Here is a 24,126-nt window from a genome sequence, read left to right as displayed (position 1 = left end):
CGTGTTTAGCGGCGAATCCAAATTTGATTCAACGGTGTGAAAGCCCTCGGCCGACTCAATAAGTACATTTGGCGTTACAAAGGCCTGCTCCTTTTCGGGATCTTCTGCGTTCTCGTGTCCAATCTTTTTGGGATCTATCCGCCGCAAGTCGTGCGGAGTGCAATCGATTTGGTGGGGGACCTCGTCAAAATCAATGCCTTGCACGAAGGATTCGAGGCCAAGGCGAGTGTGGTCAGTCTGATTTCCGGTAGCCTGATCATATTCAGTGTATTGACAATTTCCCTTGCGCTGCTGCGCGGCGTTTTCCTCTTTTTGATGCGCCAAACGTTGATTGTGATGTCGCGTCGGGTCGAATTTGACCTTCGAAACGACATGTATGCTCATTATCAGGACCTTTCGCTGAGCTTCTACCGAAAGAATCGTACGGGCGACCTGATGGCGCGCATTACGGAAGACGTGGGCCGCGTGCGCATGTATCTTGGCCCCGGCATTATGTACACGATCAACACCGTGTCACTCATGGTGATTGTCGTCGCGACCATGATGACCGTGAATCCGCAGCTGACTCTGTTTACGATTTTGCCATTGCCTTTGCTGAGTGTACTCATTTATTATGTGGAGAGCAAAGTTCTGAAGCGCAGTGACAAGATTCAGGAGCAGATGTCGCGGTTGACGGCTTTTACCCAGGAGATTTACTCCGGAATTCGGGTAACGAAGGCGTACACCCGCGAAAAGGACTTCGGCAAAAAATTCGCATCTGAAAGCCAGGAATACCATCAACGGTCGATGCAGTTGATCCGGTTGAATGCCTATTTTTTTCCAGCAGTGATGATTTTGGTGGGATTGAGCACCGCACTGTTGGTTTGGGTAGGCGCGGAGAAGGTCATAGGCGGGTCTTTGACGGTGGGGAATATCGCCGAGTTCATCATTTATGTGAACATGCTCACCTTTCCGATCATTTCTATCGGCTGGGTCACAAGCCTCACGCAGCGCGCTGCGGCAAGTCAAAAGCGTATCAATGAGTTTTTGGACGAAAAATCTGAAATTGTATTCCCGGAAAATGACTTTCAGATTACCCAAGCACGCATTGAATTTGACAAAGTGAGCCTGAGTTATCCCGCGACGGGATTCGAAGCGCTGCATGACGTTTCATTTACTTTGCTTCCCGGTCAAAAACTCGGGATCATCGGTCCGACAGGTTCGGGGAAATCTTCGCTTTGTAATTTGATTCCCAGGTTGTTTGATGCCACAAGCGGGACGATTCGCATTGACGGAAGAGACATCCGCGACTACAGCAAGACCAATTTGAGGAATGAAATCGGCTACGCGCCACAGGATGTCTTTCTCTTTTCCGAATCAATTTTTGACAATGTAGCCTTTGGATTGCCGGGCGCCACGCAGGAGCAGGTAGCACTTGCAACGCAACGCTCCGGCGTGTACGAGAATATCATGGGTTTTGCCGAGGGATTCCAAACGGTCATCGGTGAACGCGGCGTGACGTTGTCGGGCGGGCAAAAACAGCGTGTCGCATTGGCCCGTGCATGGATCCGCGATCCCAAACTATTGATTCTTGACGATTCGATGTCCGCCGTTGATACCAAAACCGAGGAAATGATTTTGGGGCATTTGCGGCAAGCAAGGATCGACCGGCCGGAAATGGCCGTGATCATGGTGAGCCATCGTGTGTCCACCATTCAGGACGCAGATCTGATCATTGTGATCGATGGAGGCCGCATCCTCGAGCAAGGCAACCACGCAGCTTTGCTTGCGCAGGAGGGTTATTATTCGGTCATCCATAACAAGCAACTCATCGAAAAGGAGTTGTCTGTTGGCAATGGATGAAGGTGAATCGTGCGATTTTGACCAGCCAATCAGCGTATTTGGCGCTATCGAATACAGATTTAGCTCGTTGACCTTGAAATTCCTTTGGTTCCATCAAAAGTTTGAAGGATGAATCTCAAGTGCTTTGAAGGTAAGGCAATACTTCCTTGGATCAACGCCGATCCTCATTGGTCAAACCACGCTTGAATTGGCAGATTTTTTGCGGATATTGAGGTAAATAGAATTGCCATGAGAAAAATTGGAATGATTTCGAGAGTTGGTTTGGGTTTGATGCTCGGCATGTTTTTGCTCACAGGAATGAGCGATGGACAGCCAACCCCTCGCAAGGTCTCCAACAATGCATTTCAAGCAGGGGAGGTAGTTGAGTATCGCATCCACTACGGAGCCGTCACAGCAGGCACGGCAAAATTGGAAATCAAGAACGAGCCCGTGACAGTCAATGGCCGGAAGTGTTTCCACATGGTTGGGGTCGGCATGTCTTCCAAAACTTTCAGCCTGTTTTTCAAGGTCAATGACCGCTACGAGACCTTTGTGGATATGGAAACGTTGGCTCCACACAAGTTCAAACGAAAAATCGAGGAAGGCAGCTTCAAGCACTATTCGGAGGTCGAATTTGACCAAACACGGCACAAGGCCTATGAGCGCTCCACCACGGTCCCCGGGCCGATCATCTATGATGTGCCGGCCTATATCCAAGACGTGATGTCGGCATTTTACTTTGCCCGGACGCAAGATTATTCATCGGCGCAGCCCGGGAGTGTCTATCAATTTCAGAACTTCATCGACAAAAAGGTTCATGATCTTGATGTAGTGTTTGTGGGGCGAGAGGTGATAGATGTCGGCGGAATCAAATATAAAACTGTGAAGCTGAAGCCCTTGGTAAAGGAAGGCGGGATTTTTACCCACGAGGGGGAAATGTTTCTCTGGATCTCCGACGATGAAAACCGCATTCCGATTCGTGTAGAATCGGGTCTTGTAATCGGATCGGTTCAAGTTGACTACGTCAAAGCTTCGAACTTGCGTCATCCGATGACTTCAAGAGTTCGCTGAAAACTGAAAAAGTTGTAACTTTAGACTTCCCGGGTGACCCATGATGGCGCTCGGGAAGTTTGATTTTGAGATGGGCGATGCGTAGAACCGGAATATATTGGATTGGGATCAGCCTGGTCTTCCTAAGCGCATGCTTTGAAACGCGCGATGTGGAGCCGCCCTCCCAAACTTCATCTGACTGGATCAGCCCGACAGATCATAACATCTTGCTTGCCAATCTGATACGCTCCGTAGATCAGCAGAATGTTCAGAATTACCTTCGTTGCTTCAAGGCGGATGCATTTCGGTTCAACCCCAGTACGCAAACCTATACCGGCAACGAATTGATCTGGGACAGCTGGTCATGGCAAGACGAACAAGCTTGGTTTTCAAATCTGAAGGAGAATCTGGGATTGAACAGCGGCAATCGATTGACCCTCGATCAAGTTGATTTACAGGCATTTTCCAGTGATTCCCTACGGTACATCGGCGAATATGACTTGGTGATGAATCATACCGATACTTCCTTGACGGTGAGATTTGTGGGTCAATTAGAGTTCCTTTGCAAGGTGAATTCCTTCAATGAATGGGAAATCGCCCGGTGGACGGATTACGAGACCAAGCAGGATTCGAGTTGGAGCAGGTTGAAATTGAACTATGTACAATAAGTGGTGGATCGGAATACTGTTTTCTGCGCTGCTTATGGTAGCATGCAATCCCTTTGCCCCTGAGTTTGATCCTGATGGGCTGAGTGATCAAAACGTATTGGGCGACCGCACGACCATCGACGGCTTTTTTGATTTTTTCAAAAATGCCTACGAATTGCGTGATACGAGCCTTTATGGCAAGCTTTTCACCAGTGACTTTGTTTTTGTCTACTACGATTTTGACGCAGCTGCGGAGCAGCGTTGGGACAAAGGGCAGGAGATGGCGACGGCTTACAACCTGTTTCGAAACGTGCGTCAAATCACGCTTGACTGGAACTTTTATGTTGAAAATTCAGTGTCAGGGGACACAGCAAACGTGGTACGGAGTTTCAATTTGACGATCGTGGAGAATGAAACTTCGGTTTACTCCGGGACCGGTCGTGCACGCCTGCGGCTTCGCCGCTCAGGAGATGGTGAGCCTTGGCGCATCTATTACTGGTTTGACGATTCGGATTTTTGACGGGAAGGCTCTTAATTTGCTGACATGGAAGTAGGAAAAGTGCATTTCAAGGAGACTCAGCAGCGACTTTGGCTTTATTTTTCAGTCATGGTTGTGTTTTGGATGATTTCCGCTTATTGGTGGTTGACCATGGGATATCATGGTACCTTCCTGTGGATGAATCAGTTCCGATCAGAACCTGTCAACGTCAGTTCCCTTTATTTTTTCACCAATTTGGGAGATGGGGTGATCCTCCCCGCGCTTATCCTCATCTTCTTCTGGCGCAAGGACCCGGCATTGGCCATCACTTTTGCCTTGGCGTTTTTCTTCACAGGTGGAATCGGGCAACTATGCAAGCGTTTTGTGTTTGAAGAATGGACCCGTCCGCCAGCCGTTTTTAGGATCGACCCCTCGGTTGTGATTTTTGAACCCAATCCGCCCGTCGAGCATTCTTTTCCGTCGGGCCATGCCACAAGTTTTGCCACAGGGGGCGTCTTCTTTGCATGGGGAATGTACCAGTGGAAAAAGTGGCTTCCGGCTCTCATTGGTGTATTCACCGTTTTTTTGTGTTTCACGCGGGTTTTTCTGGGAGTTCATTTTCCGGGTGACATTTTCGTCGGCAGCATGATCGGTAGTTTGGGAGCGGTGTTGGTGTTGCTGGTCGCCTATCCGTGGATTCACAACCGACTTTACAAATATCAGCGGCTTTCTGATCCCACTTTGGGCTGGGTCATTATCGGCTTTGCTGGAGTTCTCCTTGTTGGCCAATTCATCCGCATCGCACTTAAATACTGATGGAATGGTTGCTGAACCTAGACGAGGATATCCTGCTCAAGATTAACGGATTGAATAATCCATTTTGGGATTGCGTCATGGTCGTTCTCAGCAACAAGCTGTTTTGGATACCTGGCTATATTTTGCTGTGCTACCTTTTGTTCCGATATCAGGCGAGAAAGGAATTTCTGTTGACCCTCGTTCTGATCATTCCTGTGATTTTGATCGCAGACCAAGGAGCCTCAGGAATTTTAAAACCTCTTGTTGCGCGGTTGCGACCTTGCCATGAACCGTCATTGCAGGCCTTGTTGCATCTAGCAGGCGGTTGCGGTGGGAAGTATGGATTTGCATCGTCTCATGCTGCAAATTTCTTTGCGATTGCCACTTTCGTTGGCTGGCAGTTGAAGCTACGATTTCGGTGGCTACCTTTTACACTTTTTGGAATCGCTATTCTTGTATCCTATAGCAGGATATATCTTGGGGTGCATTATCCTGGGGATGTGCTAGCCGGGATGTTGATTGGATTATTTTCTGGTGGCCTTGGCATTCTGATGTTCAAAATATTGTCCAAAAGGTTGGTCTATCCACAAAATAGCAACAAAACAAGTGTTTCCAGCCCTTGATTTGTCCCAACTTCGAACGGAGATTTGCATGGCATTTAGACCGATATGAATCGAATTTTGTTTTTTGTTTTTGGAATGCTGCCGCTTCTGCTTTTTGCGCAGCCTAAAGGAAATTTTGACGTTCTCGAGACGAATGTTACCTCATTTCGCTCCTTAAATACCCAATCAAAGGTAGCCAAATCAGGAGAAACCGATGTGATCATTGGCTGGCGAAGTGCACGGCAAGGTGTTCATTATCACAACATCTACCTTCAAAAAGTCGATCAACTTGGCAACATCCTTTGGGAAAAGGACGGGGTGCCGATATGTCCTTTTCCAGCGAATCAAACAGATTTTGCGATGGTCCAAGACGGGTATGGTGGCATCGTGGTCGTCTGGGAGGATTATCGCAAGGGGTCGGATATGCCACTGTTGTACGCACAACGGATTAACCTGCGCGGTGAACCACTCTGGGGTAAAGATGGACTCCGGATTTGTGAAATCAATGGCGGGCAACGCAAGCCGCAAATCGTTTCAGACCTTAACAAAGGCTTTTACATCGTTTGGGAAGACTATCGTAGGGGATTCGAAGATTCAGATCTCTATGCCCAATTTGTCGATCTTGGGGGAAAGGCACGTTGGCTCGCTGCTGGCATGCCCATCGCGACAGCTCCCAATATTCAAAAGAATGTAGCAATTGCCACCGACGAAAATCACCATCTTTATTTGATGTGGGAAGATTTCCGCAATGGTATTTACTGGAATCTCTATGCCCAGAAATTGGATCAAGAGGGTAGTTTCTTCTGGAAAGCTGGAGGATTGGATGTGTTTGCAGGCGTCGAGGAGAACCACCAAATGCCGGCCATGGTACCTGACGGGTATGGCGGCATGCTGTTTGTTTATCAGAAATACAGCTCTGAATCCCATGGAACTGACATCTATCGTGGCCGGTTGAGTCCTGGAGGCGAAGTTAGTTTTCATTTTGCGACTTGCTTTTCGGCTGACGAGCAGCTCAATCCAAAAATTGTAAAGAAGGGTAGCAAAGCACTTTTGTGCTGGGAAGACCGTCGCAATGGCAATTGGGACCTTTATGCGCAAATGATCCGATTGAAGGATGGGCTTTTGGAGTGGGGCGTGAATGGAGTGCCCGTTGTGAAAACCATCCATGATGAGCGGAATCCAGTGGTGATCAGCTCAAGTAGTTATGGTTACCAAGTCTTTTCATGGTTGCGAAAAGAAGGCAACAATTACCGAATCGCCGTTCAGAAACTGGATAATCTTGGAGAGCCTGCGTGGGATGCTGAAGGCCGAGTTGTATGTAGTCAAAGCAATGACCAAACTGATCCCAGTATCCTTGCAGATGAAAATGGAGGTCTATGGTGCTCTTGGACTGACCGGCGACAAGAGGGTTCCGCTGACATTTTCACCCAGCACATCAACGGAAGTGGCTTACCGTTGCTCAAGGCTTCGGGTCTTCGGCTTGCGGCCGATCATTCGCAGCCGTTTGCCTCCGTAACAGGCCTCAAAATTCTGGCGAGTAGACAAGGAGACTTCTATTTGACATGGGAGGACTACCGCAATGGATCTAAAAATCCTGATATCTACATTCAAAAAATTTCTCCAGAGGGCAAATTCTTGTGGCGCACTGGCGGAATCCCAATCTGCATTGCGCCTGGTGAGCAAAACCGCCCCATCATGGTCGAGGATGGAGTGGGGGGCATTATTTTGGCGTGGGCAGATCGCCGGAATGGTGTGGATGACAATATCTATGCGCAACGGATCAATGCTTGGGGAAAGGTGTTATGGCAAGACGATGGTGTACTGGTATGCGATGCACCATCTGATCAAAATAGCCTCCGCGGAGTTCCGGATGGTAAGGAGGGAATCGTTTTGTGTTGGGTGGATGCGAGGTCTTTGACAGAATCTGGCTTTGATCTTTACATTCAACGGATTGGCCATGAAGGAACAGCACTTTGGACGCCAAATGGCAAGCCATTTGCTAAATTTCCAGGACTGCAGACCTCGCCTAGTCTTGCTGAAGATGGACATGGAGGTGCATACGTTACCTGGATGGACTCAAGAGGAGCCTTTTCGAACATCTATGTTCAGCACCTTGATGACTTTGGAATGTATGAATGGGAATATGGAGGACGTCTGATTGCATCGGCTGGCTTGAACCAACGGCAACCAGAAATTTGTCGAAATTTTGAAGATGACCTGTATGTCGTTTGGCAAGATGGAAGACATGGGGAAGGGATTGAAAAGCTATTTATGCAATGCATAACAACTTCGGGGTCAAAGCTGTGGGATGTTGGAGGCGTACATGTGTGCAACTACCCGGGTCGACAATCAAAGCCGTCGATTCTGGGGGATGCTGCTGGGAATTTTTGGGTGGCTTGGTTGGACGAGCGAGAAAAAAGCCGATCGGGTGTGCAACTGATAGCACAGAAATATAACATTGGGGGGGATTCGCAGTGGCTTCCTGATGGCCTGAGTATTGGTGAAAGTATGGAGGAATGGAACGACTACTCTCTGGCCATCAACAAGAATGGGTACCTTTACCTTGCTTGGAATCAAACCGTATCATCAAGGAACAAAAACGTATTTTACCAAAAGATTCATCCTGATGGAACCAAAAAATTTGAATATTCCGGGTTAAGGATGGGAGGAGAGTTCGACCATCAAATGAGCCCAGTGGTTGCCGTTAATTTGGATGGCAAGGGGCTTATTGCTTGGATACAAATCGATCAAGTGCAAAATCGAACCGGGATCAAGGCAGCATTTTTGCGGGATTGATAATTTAATTGGGAAATTGAGGGATTAATTTCGGGATTGGTTTTTTTTACCGGAAAAAAGTAATATCTTTGGCTTTGTTGAGTGGCGAGCAAAGGCGGGAAGGTGGCGTATGAGAAGATGTGGTATTTGTTTTCCGAAAGTTTTGAATGAAGTTGGGGGCAGCCTACTTGGAGAAAATAATGCTAACCTCGAATTTTTCTCTCAATTAAGAATATCTAGCTCAGATCCAGACATTGGATTTTCTCAAACATTTGGGATATTCTGTTTTGGGCCATTTTAGGATGAATCAATGCAAAGCCTAAGATTACCTTGCCAATGATAGCGATTGCGGAAATCGCTCATTCAGACTTATGAATATCACGAGATGATAATGAGTGAAAGCAATGAAAAGGTTGGAAAACAACGAAAACGGTGGGAAAGCAAAGAATCGGGTGCTTGACGATGGGAAGGTTGGAAAACGTAGGAAAGGGAGAACACGATCAAAGCGGAGCAAGACGATGGAGGGGAATTGGTCGATGTAGTGGGAGTGCGACAATGGAAAGTGAGAGGGAAGGTGAAGCTGGGGTAGGACGATGAAGTGCGGGCAGGAATATGAAGTGGGAGCAGGCCTTTGAAGAGGGGGCAGGACGATTAAGTGGGGGCAGGAATATGAAGTGGGAGCAGGCCTATGAAATGGGAGCATGACGATTAGTGTGAGCAGGATTTTGAAGAGGGAGCAAGACTTTGAATAGGGAGCAAGACGATGAAGTGGTAGTGGGAAGATAAACCGAAAGCAAAACGAAGGAAAGGAAGGAACAAGATGCAAGGGGAGGAAAAGGATATATTTGAGTATTTCGAGAGTATCACAGAGACAGTTTCAGTTGACTTGAATGAAACAGTTTTAAGTTGTGAACAAACTCTCCTAACGCCATCGCCGCCTGTAACCTTAGCGGAAAAGGCCAACAAGGTTCAAGATTTTCCTTTTGTGGCAAATAAGATACATGCGGAGGAAGTAAATGAGGTCGAGGCCGATGGTCCACGCCAACTTTCTATCTTTGAAGAAACTAGCTCAAATGGTCGGTTAGGCTTGAGGTATCCAATCGATGAAAGTGAAAAGCTGCTTCGTCTGGAGGAAGAGGCAATGGTGTGTTCAAGCGCAAGCCCTGTAGTAGTTGGCAACCATCGAATACCGTCTTACGAAACCCTACACAGGACAAGGCATGGGTTTACGCAACCCAGATTACAAACCAAGGCAACGCTGCAATCATCAGCGATGTCTGTGAAGAAGGTAGACATGGAAATGATCTACTTGATCGCCTTGACAATGATTGACAAGGTAGGGCCCAAAACGAGCAGGACGCTGCTCCACCATTTCGGTGGGGCCGAGGCAATTTTTCGAACGAGTCGCAGCCAATTAATGAAAATTCCGTCCGTGGGAGAAAAGATCGCTAAAGCTATCCATGGAACATCGATATTAAGTGCGGCTGAACGAGAAGTTGAATTTGCAAGCAAGCATGGCATCAATATCGTCACGTGGTATGAGAGTGGATTTCCTCGGAAGCTGAAAGAAATCGATGACTCTCCTCTTGTCCTTTATACCAAGGGAGGGTTACCGACCTCGGATCGGCCACACGTCGCAATCGTAGGAACAAGGAGACCAAGTAGCCATGGAAAGAAAATTGCAGCAGAATTTGCTTCTTACTTTGCAGAGCGCGGTGTAGTGGTTGTTAGTGGCTTGGCATATGGAATTGATTATGAGTCTCATGCAGCAACCGTGAGTGCCCAAGGAGCTACAATTGCAGTGTTGGGCCATGGTCTTGACCAAGTATATCCACGAGACCACGCAACCAAGGCTCGAGAGATTGTCGACAAGGGAGGTGCTCTTGTCAGTGAGTTTTCTTCAGGGACACCCCCCGATGCTTATAATTTTCCTGCCCGCAATCGTATCATTAGTGGCCTTTGTGATGCGATACTTGTCGTTGAAGCAACTGAAAAAGGAGGAGCTTTGATCACGGCAAAATGCGCATTTGAGCAAGATCGGGAAGTTTTTGCCATACCTGGTGCACTTGGGGTTCCGACGTCAATCGGCTGCAATCGACTTATTCGCGACAATATTGCAAAAATCGCCTGTGAGCCATCTGATGTTTTAGATAGCTTACAACATTTGTTGCGCTTTCAGGCTGAAGCCAACAATTCTAAAAAGGTTAAACCGATTCCTCAAATGTCTGATCGTGAGCACTTGGTATATCGAGCAATAGAAGGGAAACTGCTTGACTTTGATACCATTGCAGTTTTGAGTGGAATCCTAGGGTCGGAGCTTCAATCAGTTTTGTTGGGTATGGAATTCAGACAGATCGTTGCGCGTTGTCCCGGAAATAAGTTTCAATTGGCATAAATGCAATGCATGAAGCCTAGTACCTTACGGATCAAATATCTGCAATTTCACGTTTCAACTGACGGTCTGTGTCTTTGTCCTTGATGTCATTGCGCTTGTCAAATAGTTTTTTTCCTTTCGCAAGCGCAATCTGAATCTTTGCAAAATTCCTGTCACTGAAGTACATCTTGGTTGGAATGATCGTGAGCCCCTTTTCATCAGCCTTCGTTTTCAGCTTCTTCAATTCCTTTTTTGCAAGAAGAAGTTTTCGCTCACGCCTGGGGTCCTCATTGTTAATGTTGCCAAAGTCATATGGGCTAATGTGCATTTCAACCACAAAAAGCTCGCCATCTTTGAAAAGACAATATGCATCGGCAAACTGAACTTTTCCCTCACGTACGGCCTTTATTTCGGTGCCAGTCAATACAATTCCAGCCTCGTAAATATCCAAATAGGTGTATTCATGCGATGCTTTTCGATTGTTGATCGTGGGTTGGAAACTCTTATCTTCTTTATTTTTGGCCATTGGAGTATAAAATTTGTGGCATTGGAATAGAAATGGTTTGTTTACTCTTCTGGCGAAGTCATTTTGGAGTTCCTGATCACACTTTTCTTTTGCGAAACCTCAGTTTGTGCGTCTTTTCTTCCAGAAAAACTTTCCACGCTACTTTTCTGATGTGTTTCAATAAAGATTTTAAAGACCTCAGGAACCGCATCAACAATTACGTATTCGATCTCGTCGATGATGTTCTCAACTTCCTCAAGTGTCAAGCCACCCCTGAATTTCACGTGGGCATTTACAAGTATTTGTGTAGCGCTCAAATGCATCGTTAACAACTCGTCGAGTCTTTCCACTGCAGGATGGTTCTCAAACGCCTCCCTGATTTTTGCCTGATCTTCGACTGAAGCAGCCTCTCCCACCAAAAGACTTTTAGCTTCCCGGTATAGAATCACCGCAATTCCAACAAGTAGAACTCCAATCAAAATCGTCGCAATGGAGTCAAAAAGCACGTTTCCAGTGATCAAATAAAGCGTCATACCCAAACCAGCAATCACCAATCCCAACAATGCAGCGTAATCCTCAAAAATCACCGTAACGAGAACTTGATCTTTGGTTTTTCTGATGTACTTGAAAAAACTGATAGCGCCTTTGGTCTTCTTTAATTCCTTGGTTGCTATAAAAAAGAACTATAGCCCTCCAAAGCAATGGCAATCCCCAAAATGATCAAGTTGATGTCGGCGTGTTCCAGCTTTTCGGAGGGGTGCATGATTTTGTGCGTCCCTTCGTATAAGGAATAGGCCCCGCCGAGAGAAAATATCAGGATCGCAACGAGAAAGGAAAAAACATATTGCTCCATCCCATACCCAAATTGGTGAGAAGGGGAGGCTGCTTTTGCTGACCGTCGAATGCCAAGGAACAGGAAGATTTGGTTTACCGTATCGGCAAGTGAATGAACCGATTCGGCAAGCATTGCGGCACTACCCGTCACCAAAAAGGCGATATATTTCGCAACCGCGATTCCAAGATTCATCACGAAGGCTACGACTACTACGCGCGTTGAATTTCCAGCCATTTATTGAATTGATATTCGGTTAATTAGTGCATCAAAACGTGATTTGTCAATAATTTTTTGAGTTTGCTCCCCCTTGGCGATTAAAAAGCTGTTGGAAAAGGCTTCATAGCTGCAATGTATCTCATTGTCTTTTACGAAAAGCAACGTTGCCTCTATCCTAACCTTAGATCCCAGCGGAGCTGGGTACAAGTGTTCAATTGACAAGTAGCTTCCAATTCCTTCTTCGCCAACTTCCTTCATTTCCAAAACAAACAGTCTGCAAGCCCATTCAACATCCTTTCCCAATGCAAAAGTAGAGTAAACTGAATGGACTAGCCCCGCATCAAACCGCGCCAGCTTGTCTTCGGTCACAACCGTGTCGAACACTTTCTTATCACCAGGTACAAATTGATTTCTCACAAAAACTATTCAAACAACCTCCAATTTACGAAAGTTAAGCTTTCGGCCTTAGGATTATTCTTTATCGATGACCAGAATCTGACGCGCAAATTCACCGCTGAGCACAACTTCGCGCCCTCCCAATCTCAAAATCAACGAATTGTCGAATGGAAGGACATCTAGAATGTGGATTTTGCTTCCAATATGAATGCTAATGCGGTCCAAATACTGCAGGAACACAGGTGTATCTTCTGTTACGCCGGCAACAATGGCAATTTCACCTGCCAAACAGGTAGATAACTGCCGAGTTGCCCGCTCTGTGAACATGCCATCCTTGTTTGGAATCGGGTCTCCGTGAGGATCAAATTGAGGAAAACCTAAAAATTCATCGAGTTTGTCAATCAAAATCGAAGAATTCACATGCTCAAGTTCCTCGGCGGTATCGTGGACTTCGTCCCAGGTAAAATTCAAGGTTTTGACTAGGAATACCTCCCAGAGCCGGTGTTTACGAATGATTTTCAATGCGATTAAGCGTCCCGAGTCCGTCAAGCGAACCCCATGGTAAGGCTGGTACTCTACAAGTGCCTTTTCATTCAGTCGCTTGAGCATGTCCGTGACCGATGCCGGCGTGGTCAGCAACGCCTTTGCCAAGGTATTGGTTCCGACCATTTCTCCGGTTGAAGAAAATTTGTAGATCGCCTTGAGGTAGTTTTCTTCTGTCGCCGAGTTTTGCATTTCCAACTAGATTCGGTCAAAGTTACCAATTTGTTCCTTGTGACGGTTTTTATAGGCTGGATTTGTTTTGGGAATGCTTGCCAGAATGCGCCGTTATTGGTGTTTTGATAGATTCATTTTCCTTTTTGAGTGCAGAACGGAAGTTATTTATGGAATCGCCACCAAGATTGCATCTATGGAGTGTATTTGTTGTTGACTTCGTTCTTTCAAGAAAGCAATAGAATTCCCAAAGAATCAATTGCATACCTCTAAAATTGTTGATTGATATTTGGCGGGTTACGTTTGGCGTAACCCGCTTTTTTTAATTGCCTCCCGAAAGTCCATCGAGTATTTCTCGCTCCGTCTTTTTTAGCCCGGCCCTGACCAAGTTGTAACTATCGTCGACCATTTCACAGATTAAAGCGCGAGAAAGTCTGCCGTTCAACATCACGGTATTCCAATGCGTCTTGTTCATATGGTAGGCGCCGGTGATCTCTTCCCATTCTTCCCGGAGTTCGATTGCCTTGTCGGGATTACATTTGAGTACGATTTGGTTTCCATGCTCAAGCGGCATCAAAGCAAACATTTTCCCCATTACCTTCAATACCAAGGTGTCCGCATCAAAGGGAAACGACTCAGTCACGCCGACTTTGGCTAGGCAATAGTCTCTCAAAGTTTCAATATCCATCGTGATTACTCCTTTCCTTCACCAATGTATTGACCGAATTTGAGCTTGAGGGGTTCGGTTAAAGATTCACCTTCATCTGCAACTTGATTTCCGAGCGATGATCGCCCGGGACCTCGGACAATCCGGAGCCCTGGATATCGTCCCATTGGAACTTGGAGATTGAATACCTCGCCCAAAATTCGAATCGTTTGTTGGGCTTGTAGTTCAGCATGAGATAGTACCGACTTCCAACGCCATAGTAGGCTGGAATGTTGAAAAAGCCGAGAATATCGTTTTCATACGCGTAGATGCGGGTGTTGAAATTTTCCGCATCAAAAATGGCGTACCTCGCCGTAAGGTCCCATCGCCAGCCGAGTTTCCAAGAAACGTCTTGGTACATGATGAATCCCTTGTCGTTTTGCTCCAAATTGTCGGGGTTGCCTTGGCGATACCAAGAATGCTCCAAGCGCGTGCGAATGGTCAGGCTTCGATGAACTTTATACTGAAAATGAAGACGAAGGCTGTTGCGTTGCGTTGGGATCAACTGTTCGATTTGCTGGCCATCGGGTAGGATGGAGGCGTTGGTTTGCTTGTTGTCGCTCCGCCACCTGACGTAAATACTCATTTCCCGGGAGGGCTGATACTGCAACTGAGCCATGTATTCGTGGCCCCAAGATGGGAATGATGTTCCAAAATTGTTCCAAGGGAATAGAAACTGATCGTAAAAAGTCGAGAACGTCCATCTTGTGGTTGGCATGACCTTCATTCCAAGGTAGATTCCGCGCTCATTCTGCAGGGTTGTCGGCTTCTCTGAAAATACATATCCTCTAAACGAATGGAAATCCCGGCTGAAGTTACGTGCTACCATGGCGATATCCACTTTTGGGTGAATGCTCCCCAAAAAGCCTCCGATCATTCCAGTGCCACCGGATTTACTGCGACCGAATTCGCCAAAGAAATTGAAATTTCGAGCAGTGATGTCAAAGTCGATGCCGGTAAGGTAGTTGCTTTTGCCACTGAAATCATACTGATTGTAGTCCTTGATCGATGGCTGAATGTCGCTGCTGAAGTTTTGGAAATACTGCGTCAAGCCAAGATTCAGCCATCGCTTCTTTAACTCTACGCGACCACCGTACGCGGTCTCAAAGATCGCATCCTTGTCGGCGATTTCCGTTTCGACGCGATGCAGACCCGTGATTTGGAGACTCGAGACAAGCACGACATCATCCGTGATCGAATCCTGCGCTGCAATGTTTGCGTCTCTTCCAACGTGGGAAAAGAACCCTGTGGCATAGATATCGCCAAACGCGACCGTAGCTGCTGCGCCGCGCATGAATTGATTTTCATTCACCGATGCATAGGGACGTATTCCAAGATTTTGCCGCTTCACAGCATTGACCGCCTCACTGCCTTTTCCAAAACCAAGTCCCGTTGAAAGGATCATCCCCTGACCAGCTTGGATGTTGTAATCGCCGACAACCAAGGATTTCAGGTGTCCGAAATTCTTGAGTGAAATGTGCGCTGAGGTAAAATCCACACCATAAAATGATCGGGAAGGATCCCACATAAAAGGTTCACCCTCATCCTTTTCACCGACAAATGCCACACTCAGGTTCTGCCCATAACGCATCCGATACCGTAAATAGTACTTGTTTGGATCGCCCAAATAGCGGGTGCTCAGCGAACCATCGCTATTGGTATCGGGTGGCGTAAAACCCTTTTGCTCCTCGATATCTCGCACATAACGAAATAACAATTCGTGGTTTGCCTCCTTCAGCATCACCCGAAGGGGAGGGGCAGCCGGGTGTTTGGTATTCGGACTGATGTCTTTTCCCTGTGCTTCTTTGACTTGGCAGAAAGCCTTGATGCGATTGAATACGACGGCCGTAAATCCAGGAACTGCCTGCAATTCGAAGACAGAGGTCAAATTCCCGAATTGGTGAATGTAGTCCAGCAAGTTATTGGCAAGAATCTCCGTCATGCCTGGCAGCAGCAAAAGATCCTCCTTTGAAGCAGTATTCAAGTTGATAGGATGCTCCCGGAGATCATTCCATTGATCGGTGAGGTAGGTCCAGTCTGTTTGATTGTCATTTTCACTGTCGATGATCGCATCTTCAATGATTTGATTCATCCCACCTTCGTCTTCACTGCGTGTGGAGTCGGGCTGCGCTAGCAGCAAGCCACCCGGGCAAACCATAAGGAAAAAGAGGACCAACCTTTTCATTTTGCCTCCACGGATTTTGCAAAGCGCCAGCTCAAGGAAAGGGAAGGAGTGTAACCGAGGTATTGATGTAGGGTATTTGCAAAATCGATGTTGAGTCCTTTTACAACCAAACCGACGCCTGCACTGACGGTGACAGGCTGTGTGCTCGCACCGATACGTGCTTTGAGAAATTTTGCCGGCGCATACTCAACGCCTCCGCGAAAGGAAAACGGGAAATTGACTTGTTTTTCGATGTCTGCAACAATCAGAACTTTGTCACTGACCTGATAGGCCATTCCAACGTCGAGCGTAGTCGGGATTTTTTCGTCTTGCTCCTTTTGCAGCTCTGCGCGGTTGGCATTAAAGATTCGGAAACCAATCGAAATGTGCTTGCTGAGAATGCAATTGAGGCCCGCATCAACGTAAAGTGCTGATTTTGCGCCGTAATTGTCAATCGAAACCCGGGTGTAATTGGCTTTGGCACCCAAGCTCAACCGCTCAAACAGGGTGGTTGCATAGGTGAGCCCAACCCGTGATTCGCTGTAACCGGCAAAGCCGAATCCTCCGACATCGAGCCCTGCAAAATGTTTGCCTTGCTTGAAAGGAGTGACAAAGCCGAGGGTCCCGTAATTGATTTCGTTCAGGAGGAAGCGTCTTTCAATAAATGCGCCGACTTCCATCTGTTGAATCCCAGCGATTCCAGCAGGATTCATAAAAAGCGACCAAAAATCTCCGCGTACTCCTGTGTATGCAAATCCCAGCCCCACGCGCCTTGCCCCCGCCACTTGCGATTCGCCGCCTGCACGAACAACAGTTGGACAGAACAAGCTCACAGCAAGCAAAATCAATACAAATCGCCCTTTCAGCACAAGCATTCGATCTAGAGTATCTTGAATCACTGACGGAAATTAAGCAAAGTTCAGCGCTTTGAAAAAACTCTGGTGAATATTCAGATAATATTCATGCGCGACCAATCGGGATGTGAAACTTTCTTCCTATCTTCATGGTGCTGATGGATGACGGGTTGCTGCTAAGAAAACCGGATTCCGAGGCATGCTGAATTAATGGTTAATTGAAAGCGGGCTATTTTGATATCAAATGGCTCCTGCGGCTGGTTTTGATGAGCCTTCCGCTGTTTGGCATCTCCCAAGACCGTTTGGAATCGGTTGTGGGACGCATTGATGCCAGATTGCAGATGGCGGAGCAACAGGAGGGGTTTTCCGGCGTCGTGTATGTCGGGAAAGGTGATCATGTGCTGCTTAACCGCGGTTATGGATGGTCAGATCCCGTTTTGGGCCTCAAAAACAATGACGATAAGCGGTTTATGATCGCTTCTGTTTCCAAAAGTTTTGTAGCCGCTGCGATTCTGCAACTGGAACAAAATGGGCTGCTGAGTGTCGATGACCCGATCGGAAAATACTTGCCCGACTATCCTGCCTTACCTGGCGAATTGATTACCATTCATCATCTATTGTCTCATACGAGCGGCATTCCAGACTATATCAACGACTCTCCCCTCAAATTCCGGCTCAAGCAGATGTCAGGTTGGGTTCCCTCCAAAGATGAATTGATTGCCTCATTTCAGGATCGACCACTGGGTTTTGCTCCGGGAGAACGGTTCAAGTACAGCAATTCCGGCTATGTCTTGCTCGCCATGATTGTCGAAAAGGTGAGTGGAAAGGACTACGGGATTTACTTGCAGCAAAATATTTTTGAACCTCTGGGCTTGGAAAACACCGGTTTGGGAGATTTTGATATGGTCAACAACCGCGCTGTGGCCTACAAAGGTCGTGGTCAGCGCAAAAAGCCGATTGACAACTTCAGGAAGGAATGGATCTTTGGAATGGGGGAGATGTACAGCACAGCGGCCGATTTGAGCACTTGGCTGTGCTCATTTTCAGATACGCTCGTGCTGGGAAGTGTGGCCAAAGAAAAGATGTTCAGCACTCAGCGGAACAACTACGGGTATGGATGGCATGTCTATGATGTATTCGGTCATTTGCAGTTTTCCCATGGTGGCTACCTCCCCGGTTGGAACAGCTACGTCTTTTATTATCCGCAGGATACCCTTTCGATTGTGGTCTTGAGCAATGTCGAGCATGCCAATCCTTTGGATATCTGCGGAAACATCAGCCGCATTCTGTATGCCAACAACATTGATGCTCCGGAGTATTACAGCAATCAACAATTGATCGGACGCTATGAAGTTGTGGCTGATGCAGGTCCACGACAGGAAACGCCATTTGAAACCGACATTGTAACCGTCAATGAATTTGAAGGGAGCATCGCCGTAAAAACCCCTGAAGGTGAGACGATTCGTTTTTCAAGGATGAACTCAGGGGAATGGCAGGATCAGCAAAATCAAATGCGCCTGCAATTCAAAGAAACCGGCGGAAGTGTACTGTTGCAGGTCACCAAAAATGGCAAATCCTGGAAATGGCAAAAGTTAAGTGGTGATTATCAGCCACAAACACCGAGGTAGATACATCTTTAATTTGCCTTCCCATTCCTGAAAAGGAATCCTTAATTTTCAAGCCTTAAACACGATTGAAGCATGAAGCGTTGTATTCTTTTGGGATGCCTTTTGATGGTGGCAGGTTCCATCGTATCACAATCCAACTATTGGCAGCAGCAGGTCAATTACAAGATTGACGTCGAGCTGGATGAGCAAAGCAACAGATACACGGGCCGGGTCAAACTTGTCTATCAAAACAATTCCCCCGATACGCTGCGCCAAGCATTTTTTCACTTGTACAACAACGCATTTCAGCCCGGCTCCATGATGGACCTCCGATCACGCACGATCGCCGATCCCGACCGACGCGTGGGTGATCGTATCGCAGGCCTGTCCCCAACGGAAATCGGTTATTTGCATGTCAAAAACCTGAAACAAGACGGGAAAGCGAGCAAGGCAACCGAATTGGAAACCATTTTGCAAGTGGCATTGGACCATCCGATCGTACCCAAGGGTTCCACCACTTTTGAAATGGAATTTGAAGGGCAATCGCCGGTGCAAATTCGGAGGTCAGGCAGGGACAACCGCGAGGGAATCCGATACTCCATGTCGCAATGGTATCCTAAAATCAGCGAATACGATCAACATGGCTGGCATGCAAATCCCTACGTGGGCCGCGAATTCCATGGAGTTTGGGGAACATTTGAAGTGAATATCACCTTGAACTCTACTTATATGGTTGCTGCAACTGGTGTACTTCAAAATGCTGATCAAGTGGGATTTGGCTATGAAAAGCAGGGTGAAAAAGTAAAGAAGAAGGAGGGAAGCAAGCTTGTTTGGAATTGGAAGGCGGAAAATGTCCATGACTTCGTTTGGGCTGCCGATCCTGACTACAAGCACGTGGTGCGGCAAATGGCCGATGGCCCAACCTTGCATTTTTTCTATCAGCAAGGCGACGAAACCAAGGATTGGGAAAATCTCCCGGCCTACACCGAAAAGGCATTTCGTGAAATGAACCGCAGGTTTGGCGTTTACCCTTATCCGTCATTTTCCGTGATTCAAGGCGGTGACGGGGGCATGGAATATCCGATGGCCACGCTGGTGACAGGTAATCGCAGCTTTGAAAGCTTGCTTGGGGTGACCGTTCACGAGATGATCCATAGTTGGTACCAAGGCGTTTTGGCGACTGACGAATCCATTTTTCCGTGGATGGACGAAGGTTTCACCAGTTTTGCCGAATCTGAAGTGATGGCCGTTTTGCTGGAACTTGACCCTTCTGAAGACCCGCATTCGGGTGCCTACGCTGGGTACTATTCCCTCGTACAGGCTGGGTTGCAGGAGGCATTGACGACACACGCCGACCACTACAAAACCAACCGCGCCTACGGTGTCAATTCCTACGGGAAAGGTGAAATTACGCTTTCTCAGCTCGCTTATGTCGTTGGTAAAGAAGTGCTTGAGAGAAGCTTGCGTAGATATTTCCAAGAATGGAAGTTCAAACATCCAACCGTTACCGATTTCAAACGCTGTGTCGAAAAGGAGTCCGGCTTGGAACTCGACTGGTACTTTGAATATTGGATCAATACCAATGAAGTCGTGGATTATGCCATTGGTCAGGTGGTTGACGGAGGAAATGCTACCTACTTGGAGTTGAGACGCAAAGGCAACATGCCCATGCCCATCGAAGTCCTCGTGACCTACGTCGGTGGAAGGAAGCAATTGCTCTACTTGCCGCTTGGACTCATGTACGGTGATAAAAAGGAGTTTGCCAATTCAGCGGTTCGCACGGAATTGGCTCCGTGGCCGTGGACGCATCCTTCTTATGTCGTGGAGTTGAATGCGCCTAAATCCACCATCGAAAGCATTGAAATTGAGCCATCCAAGCGGATGGCCGACGTGGATCGCAGTAACAACGTTTTTGCTCCAGCCAAACTCGTTCCCGGGCCTGGGAAATAGGTCAGACTGATTGGATTTCAACGCTCAGCGATGTCCAAAAATGCTGCTGCCAATCCGCACCATGGTTGCGCCGGCTGCAATCGCCAATTCGAAGTCACCAGACATGCCCATGCTGAGCTCACGCAGCTCGACACGAGGTCCTTCGTGGATGCGCAACCTTGCCCGTGTAGCTGCAAGACTTTGGAATTGTTTGGAAATCAGGGATTTGTCGTCAGTGAATGCTGCCATTCCCATCAAGCCCAAAATCCTGACATGCCGGAATTGGGAAATGCGTGCAAGCAATTCATCGGCTTCCGATTCGTCCATTCCACTTTTTTGCTCTTCGTGGGAAATGTTGATTTGCAGGAGGCAATCAATCACCCGGTGATGTAATTCTGCCTGACGGTTGATTTCTTCGAGCAATTTTTCGCTGTCAACCGAATGGATCAAATGCACGAAACCAGCGATTTGGCGCACTTTGTTACGCTGAAGTGTGCCGATCAAGTGCCAGTTTACATTCGGAAGTGCTGCATGTTTTTCTACAACTTCTTGAACCCGGTTTTCCCCGAAATCGACTTGACCGGCTGCGATCGCCGCTTGCACGGCATCGACGGGATAAGTTTTTGAAACTGCGATCAACTTAACGGCACCCGATTCACGACCGGCTGCAACGGCTGCTGCTGAGATTTTTTGCTTGACAGCAAGCAGATTTTCGGCAATTCCCATCAGCCTTCCAGTGGATTGTGGATGAAAGTGACTTTCAACAACATGGTGAAGGCAAACATCAAAAACGCAACGAGTAGAATCGGGCCGTAAAAGTCGTTTTCTTCGCGATAATGCTCCTCGGTGATCTCGACCTTTTCCATTTTGGAAATGCTCTCGAAGATGGTTTTCAAACTGGATTCATCTGTGGACCTGAAAAATTTTCCGTCCGTCATTTCTGCGACCTTTTGGAGTGTTGGTTCGTCACAATCGCTTTTGATCGTCTGTACCCCGAATGGCGTTTGTTGCTGAAATTCAGGCTTTCCGATGCCGATGGTGTAAATTTTGATTTTGTTGCGTTTGGCAAGGCCTGCGGCGGTAATCGGATCGATTTGGCCACGGTTACTTGCGCCGTCCGTCAACAATATCATGATTTTGGAAGGGGTACTGCTTTCCTTCAAGCGATTGATTCCCACGGAGATCGCTGACCCAACGGCAGTTCCTTCCTTGGGCATGATATTGGATGTGATCGAATTGATTTGTTGCTTCAACAAATTGTAATCCAATGTCAACGGGGCGTAAGAAAATGCATCCTCGGCAAAAACGACCATGCCGATGCGGTCATAGGAGCGGCCGGCAATAAAATCCAGTGCCGTCTCCTTGGCAACCTCCAGGCGGTTTGGACGGAAATCCTCGGTCTCCATACTTCCCGAAGTATCAAGCAGCAACATGATGTCGATGCCTTCTGAGTAACGGCTGTCAATTTCACGCGAAGTGATCGGGCGTGCGAGTGCCACAATCATCAGCGTAAGCGCAAGAAGGTTCAGAATTTGTGGAATTGTACGGAGAAATGCCCAATTCAGCCTTCCCGGTGCAATTTTCTTAGGGTCATAGCTGATCTGCACAATCAGGCGCCTGCGGTCATACCACCAATAATACCAAATCAAATAAACGGGTATGACCAACAACAACAGCAGATAGCCAGGGCTGCGAAACTGATCGGCATTCGCCCAGATCAGCCTCAGAATGGACATGATTAACGCCTCAAATTGCTCGAGAATCGACTGAATCATACTTCAGCAGCCTCCTTCCTTCTTGCATATTCTTTTTGCATGATGCGTCTGACCGCGTCCAAAAGTTGTTGTGCCGTGGCATCTTCCTGCTGAACGCCCGCATACAAAACCAAGTCCGTCGAATGGCTGAGTTGGTCCAGGATACGACGGTCTTCGTCGTCCAAAACTTGAATTTTTGGAAGCGCCTCGCGCAACTCTGTGGTGGTCATCGCGCCAAGTGCCAAATACCAATCGCGGTCAAAATAGCTTCTCCAGACTTTGTTGAGTCGGGGGAAAAAGACCGGCTGATCCGTTGCAGCTGCCCGGATCGCTTCCAATTGTGCAAGATGACGCCTGAATTCGAGGTCGATTCTACGGCGCTTGAGCCATTTTTTGATCGGCGAGGAAAACACCAGCACGCTCACCAAGATGATGATCAACCCGACAGCAAAAATGATCCCCCAAGCCATCCAATTGACCGGTTCCCGAATCTCGCCCAGATCACTGATGACCCTGACTGGCAAGGTATCGTTGTATGCTGGGATCATGGGCATGAATTCGATGGTGATCTCGTTGGACAAGACTGTCTGCGTATCACCTTTTTCCGTCAAAAATCTGACTGGAAATTGCAGCTTTTGCAGGGAATCAATCTCCCAGGTATAAAGCTGATAGATTTTGACATCGTCGGAAATCCCTTCGTTGGTACTTGTCGGGATCGCTTTTCCGGATTTGACTTCATAAGGTTTGAAATCTTTGATCGAGTCTGGGAAAACGACAACGGTGCCTTCTGGATGGCGCACGCCCAATTCAACTTCAAATGGGCGACCAATCTGAACAAGTGTTTGTTTGGCAGTCAACGTGGCGACCACCGATTGGCCCCAAACGACATTGCCCAAATGAAGCAATGCAAACCCCAAGAAGAACTTAAGCCAGTTTCCGTCTCGCATTGCGTTTTCTGAAAAACATTTCAAGGCCCAGGATATAGTCTTCAGTGGTATCGATGGTCAGAAAGTCGATCCGGTGCGACTTTCCTAATTTGGACAGGTTGTATTCCATCTCCTCAAACTTGCGTGAAACAAGTTTTCTAAACCCACCATCGCCGCTGTTGACCCATACTTGGGTGCCAGATTCGGAATCAAAAACAGGAACCATACCTGCTCCTGCGGTCATCACTTCATTTTTGTTGAATAAACGAATGAGGATGACTTCATGTTTTCTGGAAAGGTGGCGGAGCGAAGTTTCGTAGCCTTCATCCAAAAAGTCAGAAATGATGATGAACAGGCTGCGGCGTTTCAAAGTCGTTTTGACCCAATCAACGGCTGCAGTAATGTTTGTGCCATTGCTGCGGGTCTTGTGCTGCATCAGGCCTTTCATGATCGCGAGCACGTGGCCACGACCCTTTCGGGGGGCGTAGAAGCGCTCAATGCGATCGGTGAAGGTAGCCAAGCCAATCTTGTCGTTGTTTTTCATGGCTGAAAAGGCCATGATGGCAGCGATTTCGGTCCCGACTTGCATCTTGTTTTCGTCGCCTCTGCCAAAATCCTCGGATCCGGAAATGTCAAAGAGCACAAACATCGTCTGCTCGCGTTCTTCTTTGAATTTCTTGATGTAGACGTCACCCGACTTTGCCGTGACATTCCAATCAATGGAACGGATGTCGTCGCCAAACTGATAAAGGCGAACTTCATCAAATTCCAGCCCCTGACCCTTGAACGCAGAATGGTATTCCCCAGCGAATGTGGAATCCACTTTGCGTCTGGTCTTGATTTCCAGCTTCTTTACTTTTTTGAGAAGATCCTTCATGGTACGTCGGCCGCAAAATTAATCCAGTTTGCCGAATTGGAAAAGAAATTGGAAGGATTCCTGCGGTTCTGGATGCGTTACAAATTGTTAAAATGCGATTC

At 47.4% G+C, this 24,126-nt stretch carries 22 protein-coding genes; 10 read left to right on the top strand and 12 right to left on the bottom strand.

The window, feature by feature from the left end; translation table 11 throughout:
• The first annotated feature begins 36 nt into the window (after window positions 1–36).
• From IPN95_18750 to dprA, 8 genes are all read left to right on the top strand, one after another.
• Window positions 37–1,842 (top strand): ABC transporter ATP-binding protein, encoded by a 1,806-nt coding sequence (locus IPN95_18750; GenBank protein ID MBK9451408.1) that lies wholly within the window; start codon window positions 37–39, stop codon window positions 1,840–1,842.
• A 228-nt stretch (window positions 1,843–2,070) separates the two neighbouring features.
• Complete coding sequence (locus IPN95_18745; protein ID MBK9451407.1) at window positions 2,071–2,892, top strand: DUF3108 domain-containing protein; 822 nt, start codon at window positions 2,071–2,073, stop codon at window positions 2,890–2,892.
• A 149-nt stretch (window positions 2,893–3,041) separates the two neighbouring features.
• Window positions 3,042–3,539 carry a hypothetical protein gene (locus tag IPN95_18740; protein MBK9451406.1) on the top strand — a complete coding sequence of 166 codons (498 nt, stop codon included), beginning with the start codon at window positions 3,042–3,044 and terminating at the stop codon, window positions 3,537–3,539.
• On the top strand, window positions 3,529–4,038 hold the full coding sequence (locus IPN95_18735; protein MBK9451405.1) for a hypothetical protein: 510 nt from the start codon (window positions 3,529–3,531) through the stop codon (window positions 4,036–4,038). Before IPN95_18740 ends, IPN95_18735 begins: the two co-directional genes overlap by 11 nt.
• A gap of 24 nt (window positions 4,039–4,062) precedes the next feature.
• Window positions 4,063–4,812 carry a phosphatase PAP2 family protein gene (locus IPN95_18730; protein ID MBK9451404.1) on the top strand — a complete coding sequence of 250 codons (750 nt, stop codon included), beginning with the start codon at window positions 4,063–4,065 and terminating at the stop codon, window positions 4,810–4,812.
• A complete protein-coding gene (locus tag IPN95_18725) occupies window positions 4,812–5,414 on the top strand; it encodes a phosphatase PAP2 family protein (GenBank protein MBK9451403.1) in 603 nt (200 codons plus the stop codon). The genes IPN95_18730 and IPN95_18725 overlap by 1 nt, the downstream gene beginning before the upstream one ends.
• A gap of 708 nt (window positions 5,415–6,122) precedes the next feature.
• Window positions 6,123–8,189 carry a hypothetical protein gene (locus IPN95_18720; GenBank protein MBK9451402.1) on the top strand — a complete coding sequence of 689 codons (2,067 nt, stop codon included), beginning with the start codon at window positions 6,123–6,125 and terminating at the stop codon, window positions 8,187–8,189.
• A 799-nt stretch (window positions 8,190–8,988) separates the two neighbouring features.
• Window positions 8,989–10,563 carry a DNA-protecting protein DprA gene (gene dprA, locus IPN95_18715; GenBank protein MBK9451401.1) on the top strand — a complete coding sequence of 525 codons (1,575 nt, stop codon included), beginning with the start codon at window positions 8,989–8,991 and terminating at the stop codon, window positions 10,561–10,563.
• A 31-nt stretch (window positions 10,564–10,594) separates the two neighbouring features.
• Here the strand turns inward: dprA and smpB are convergent, their stop codons facing one another.
• The 8 genes from smpB to IPN95_18675 all read right to left on the bottom strand — a co-directional run bounded on the left by smpB (window position 10,595) and on the right by IPN95_18675 (window position 16,953).
• The gene (gene smpB / locus IPN95_18710) at window positions 10,595–11,068 is read right to left on the bottom strand and encodes an SsrA-binding protein SmpB (protein MBK9451400.1); all 474 of its coding nucleotides are present in this window, start codon (window positions 11,066–11,068) and stop codon (window positions 10,595–10,597) included.
• Between the two features lie 41 nt (window positions 11,069–11,109).
• A complete protein-coding gene (locus tag IPN95_18705) occupies window positions 11,110–11,634 on the bottom strand; it encodes a hypothetical protein (protein MBK9451399.1) in 525 nt (174 codons plus the stop codon).
• Window positions 11,635–11,717: 83 nt separating this feature from the next.
• Complete coding sequence (locus IPN95_18700) at window positions 11,718–12,116, bottom strand: cation transporter (protein MBK9451398.1); 399 nt, start codon at window positions 12,114–12,116, stop codon at window positions 11,718–11,720.
• A complete protein-coding gene (locus tag IPN95_18695) occupies window positions 12,117–12,515 on the bottom strand; it encodes a hypothetical protein (GenBank protein MBK9451397.1) in 399 nt (132 codons plus the stop codon). It lies immediately after the preceding gene.
• A gap of 54 nt (window positions 12,516–12,569) precedes the next feature.
• Window positions 12,570–13,229 carry a metal-dependent transcriptional regulator gene (locus IPN95_18690; GenBank protein MBK9451396.1) on the bottom strand — a complete coding sequence of 220 codons (660 nt, stop codon included), beginning with the start codon at window positions 13,227–13,229 and terminating at the stop codon, window positions 12,570–12,572.
• A 301-nt stretch (window positions 13,230–13,530) separates the two neighbouring features.
• On the bottom strand, window positions 13,531–13,896 hold the full coding sequence (locus IPN95_18685) for an MmcQ/YjbR family DNA-binding protein (GenBank protein MBK9451395.1): 366 nt from the start codon (window positions 13,894–13,896) through the stop codon (window positions 13,531–13,533).
• A gap of 58 nt (window positions 13,897–13,954) precedes the next feature.
• Window positions 13,955–16,099: a helix-hairpin-helix domain-containing protein gene (locus IPN95_18680; GenBank protein ID MBK9451394.1), complete on the bottom strand. Its 2,145-nt coding sequence runs from the start codon at window positions 16,097–16,099 to the stop codon at window positions 13,955–13,957.
• The gene (locus IPN95_18675) at window positions 16,096–16,953 is read right to left on the bottom strand and encodes a hypothetical protein (protein MBK9451393.1); all 858 of its coding nucleotides are present in this window, start codon (window positions 16,951–16,953) and stop codon (window positions 16,096–16,098) included. The genes IPN95_18680 and IPN95_18675 overlap by 4 nt, the downstream gene beginning before the upstream one ends.
• Window positions 16,954–17,150: 197 nt before the next feature.
• Between IPN95_18675 and IPN95_18670 the strand changes: the two genes are divergently transcribed.
• Both IPN95_18670 and IPN95_18665 read left to right on the top strand, forming a co-directional pair.
• Window positions 17,151–18,560 (top strand): beta-lactamase family protein, encoded by a 1,410-nt coding sequence (locus tag IPN95_18670; protein ID MBK9451392.1) that lies wholly within the window; start codon window positions 17,151–17,153, stop codon window positions 18,558–18,560.
• 72 nt (window positions 18,561–18,632) lie between these two features.
• Window positions 18,633–20,489: a M1 family metallopeptidase gene (locus IPN95_18665; GenBank protein ID MBK9451391.1), complete on the top strand. Its 1,857-nt coding sequence runs from the start codon at window positions 18,633–18,635 to the stop codon at window positions 20,487–20,489.
• 24 nt (window positions 20,490–20,513) lie between these two features.
• Here IPN95_18665 and IPN95_18660 read toward each other — a convergent pair whose 3' ends face one another.
• The 4 genes from IPN95_18660 to IPN95_18645 are packed head-to-tail and all read right to left on the bottom strand — an operon-like array spanning window position 20,514 to window position 24,025.
• Window positions 20,514–21,194, bottom strand: a complete 681-nt coding sequence (locus tag IPN95_18660; protein ID MBK9451390.1) for a YggS family pyridoxal phosphate-dependent enzyme — start codon at window positions 21,192–21,194, stop codon at window positions 20,514–20,516.
• A complete protein-coding gene (locus IPN95_18655) occupies window positions 21,194–22,204 on the bottom strand; it encodes a VWA domain-containing protein (protein ID MBK9451389.1) in 1,011 nt (336 codons plus the stop codon). Before IPN95_18655 ends, IPN95_18660 begins: the two co-directional genes overlap by 1 nt.
• Before the next feature lie 35 nt (window positions 22,205–22,239).
• A complete protein-coding gene (locus IPN95_18650; GenBank protein MBK9451388.1) occupies window positions 22,240–23,169 on the bottom strand; it encodes a hypothetical protein in 930 nt (309 codons plus the stop codon).
• Entirely contained in the window at window positions 23,147–24,025 is an 879-nt protein-coding gene (locus tag IPN95_18645; protein MBK9451387.1) for a DUF58 domain-containing protein, read from the bottom strand. Before IPN95_18645 ends, IPN95_18650 begins: the two co-directional genes overlap by 23 nt.
• Between the last annotated feature and the right edge of the window lie 101 nt (window positions 24,026–24,126).

The organism is Bacteroidota bacterium (assembly GCA_016718825.1).
Classification (GTDB): domain Bacteria; phylum Bacteroidota; class Bacteroidia; order J057; family JADKCL01; genus JADKCL01.
This window is presented reverse-complemented; position numbering and strand designations above follow the sequence as displayed.

What these genes read in the sequence shown, in the direction of transcription:
- IPN95_18745 (MBK9451407.1), top strand. Translation starts at nt 2,071, where the DNA reads ATGAGAAAAATTGGAATGATTTCGAGAGTTGGTTTGGGTTTGATGCTC.
- IPN95_18735 (MBK9451405.1), top strand. Translation starts at nt 3,529, where the DNA reads ATGTACAATAAGTGGTGGATCGGAATACTGTTTTCTGCGCTGCTTATG.
- IPN95_18730 (MBK9451404.1), top strand. Translation starts at nt 4,063, where the DNA reads ATGGAAGTAGGAAAAGTGCATTTCAAGGAGACTCAGCAGCGACTTTGG.
- IPN95_18725 (MBK9451403.1), top strand. Translation starts at nt 4,812, where the DNA reads ATGGAATGGTTGCTGAACCTAGACGAGGATATCCTGCTCAAGATTAAC.
- IPN95_18720 (MBK9451402.1), top strand. Translation starts at nt 6,123, where the DNA reads ATGTGGGAAGATTTCCGCAATGGTATTTACTGGAATCTCTATGCCCAG.
- dprA (MBK9451401.1), top strand. Translation starts at nt 8,989, where the DNA reads ATGCAAGGGGAGGAAAAGGATATATTTGAGTATTTCGAGAGTATCACA.
- smpB (MBK9451400.1), bottom strand. Translation starts at nt 11,068, where the DNA reads ATGGCCAAAAATAAAGAAGATAAGAGTTTCCAACCCACGATCAACAAT.
- IPN95_18700 (MBK9451398.1), bottom strand. Translation starts at nt 12,116, where the DNA reads ATGGCTGGAAATTCAACGCGCGTAGTAGTCGTAGCCTTCGTGATGAAT.
- IPN95_18690 (MBK9451396.1), bottom strand. Translation starts at nt 13,229, where the DNA reads ATGCAAAACTCGGCGACAGAAGAAAACTACCTCAAGGCGATCTACAAA.
- IPN95_18685 (MBK9451395.1), bottom strand. Translation starts at nt 13,896, where the DNA reads ATGGATATTGAAACTTTGAGAGACTATTGCCTAGCCAAAGTCGGCGTG.
- IPN95_18680 (MBK9451394.1), bottom strand. Translation starts at nt 16,099, where the DNA reads ATGAAAAGGTTGGTCCTCTTTTTCCTTATGGTTTGCCCGGGTGGCTTG.
- IPN95_18675 (MBK9451393.1), bottom strand. Translation starts at nt 16,953, where the DNA reads ATGCTTGTGCTGAAAGGGCGATTTGTATTGATTTTGCTTGCTGTGAGC.
- IPN95_18665 (MBK9451391.1), top strand. Translation starts at nt 18,633, where the DNA reads ATGAAGCGTTGTATTCTTTTGGGATGCCTTTTGATGGTGGCAGGTTCC.
- IPN95_18660 (MBK9451390.1), bottom strand. Translation starts at nt 21,194, where the DNA reads ATGGGAATTGCCGAAAATCTGCTTGCTGTCAAGCAAAAAATCTCAGCA.
- IPN95_18655 (MBK9451389.1), bottom strand. Translation starts at nt 22,204, where the DNA reads ATGTCCATTCTGAGGCTGATCTGGGCGAATGCCGATCAGTTTCGCAGC.
- IPN95_18650 (MBK9451388.1), bottom strand. Translation starts at nt 23,169, where the DNA reads ATGCGAGACGGAAACTGGCTTAAGTTCTTCTTGGGGTTTGCATTGCTT.
- IPN95_18645 (MBK9451387.1), bottom strand. Translation starts at nt 24,025, where the DNA reads ATGAAGGATCTTCTCAAAAAAGTAAAGAAGCTGGAAATCAAGACCAGA.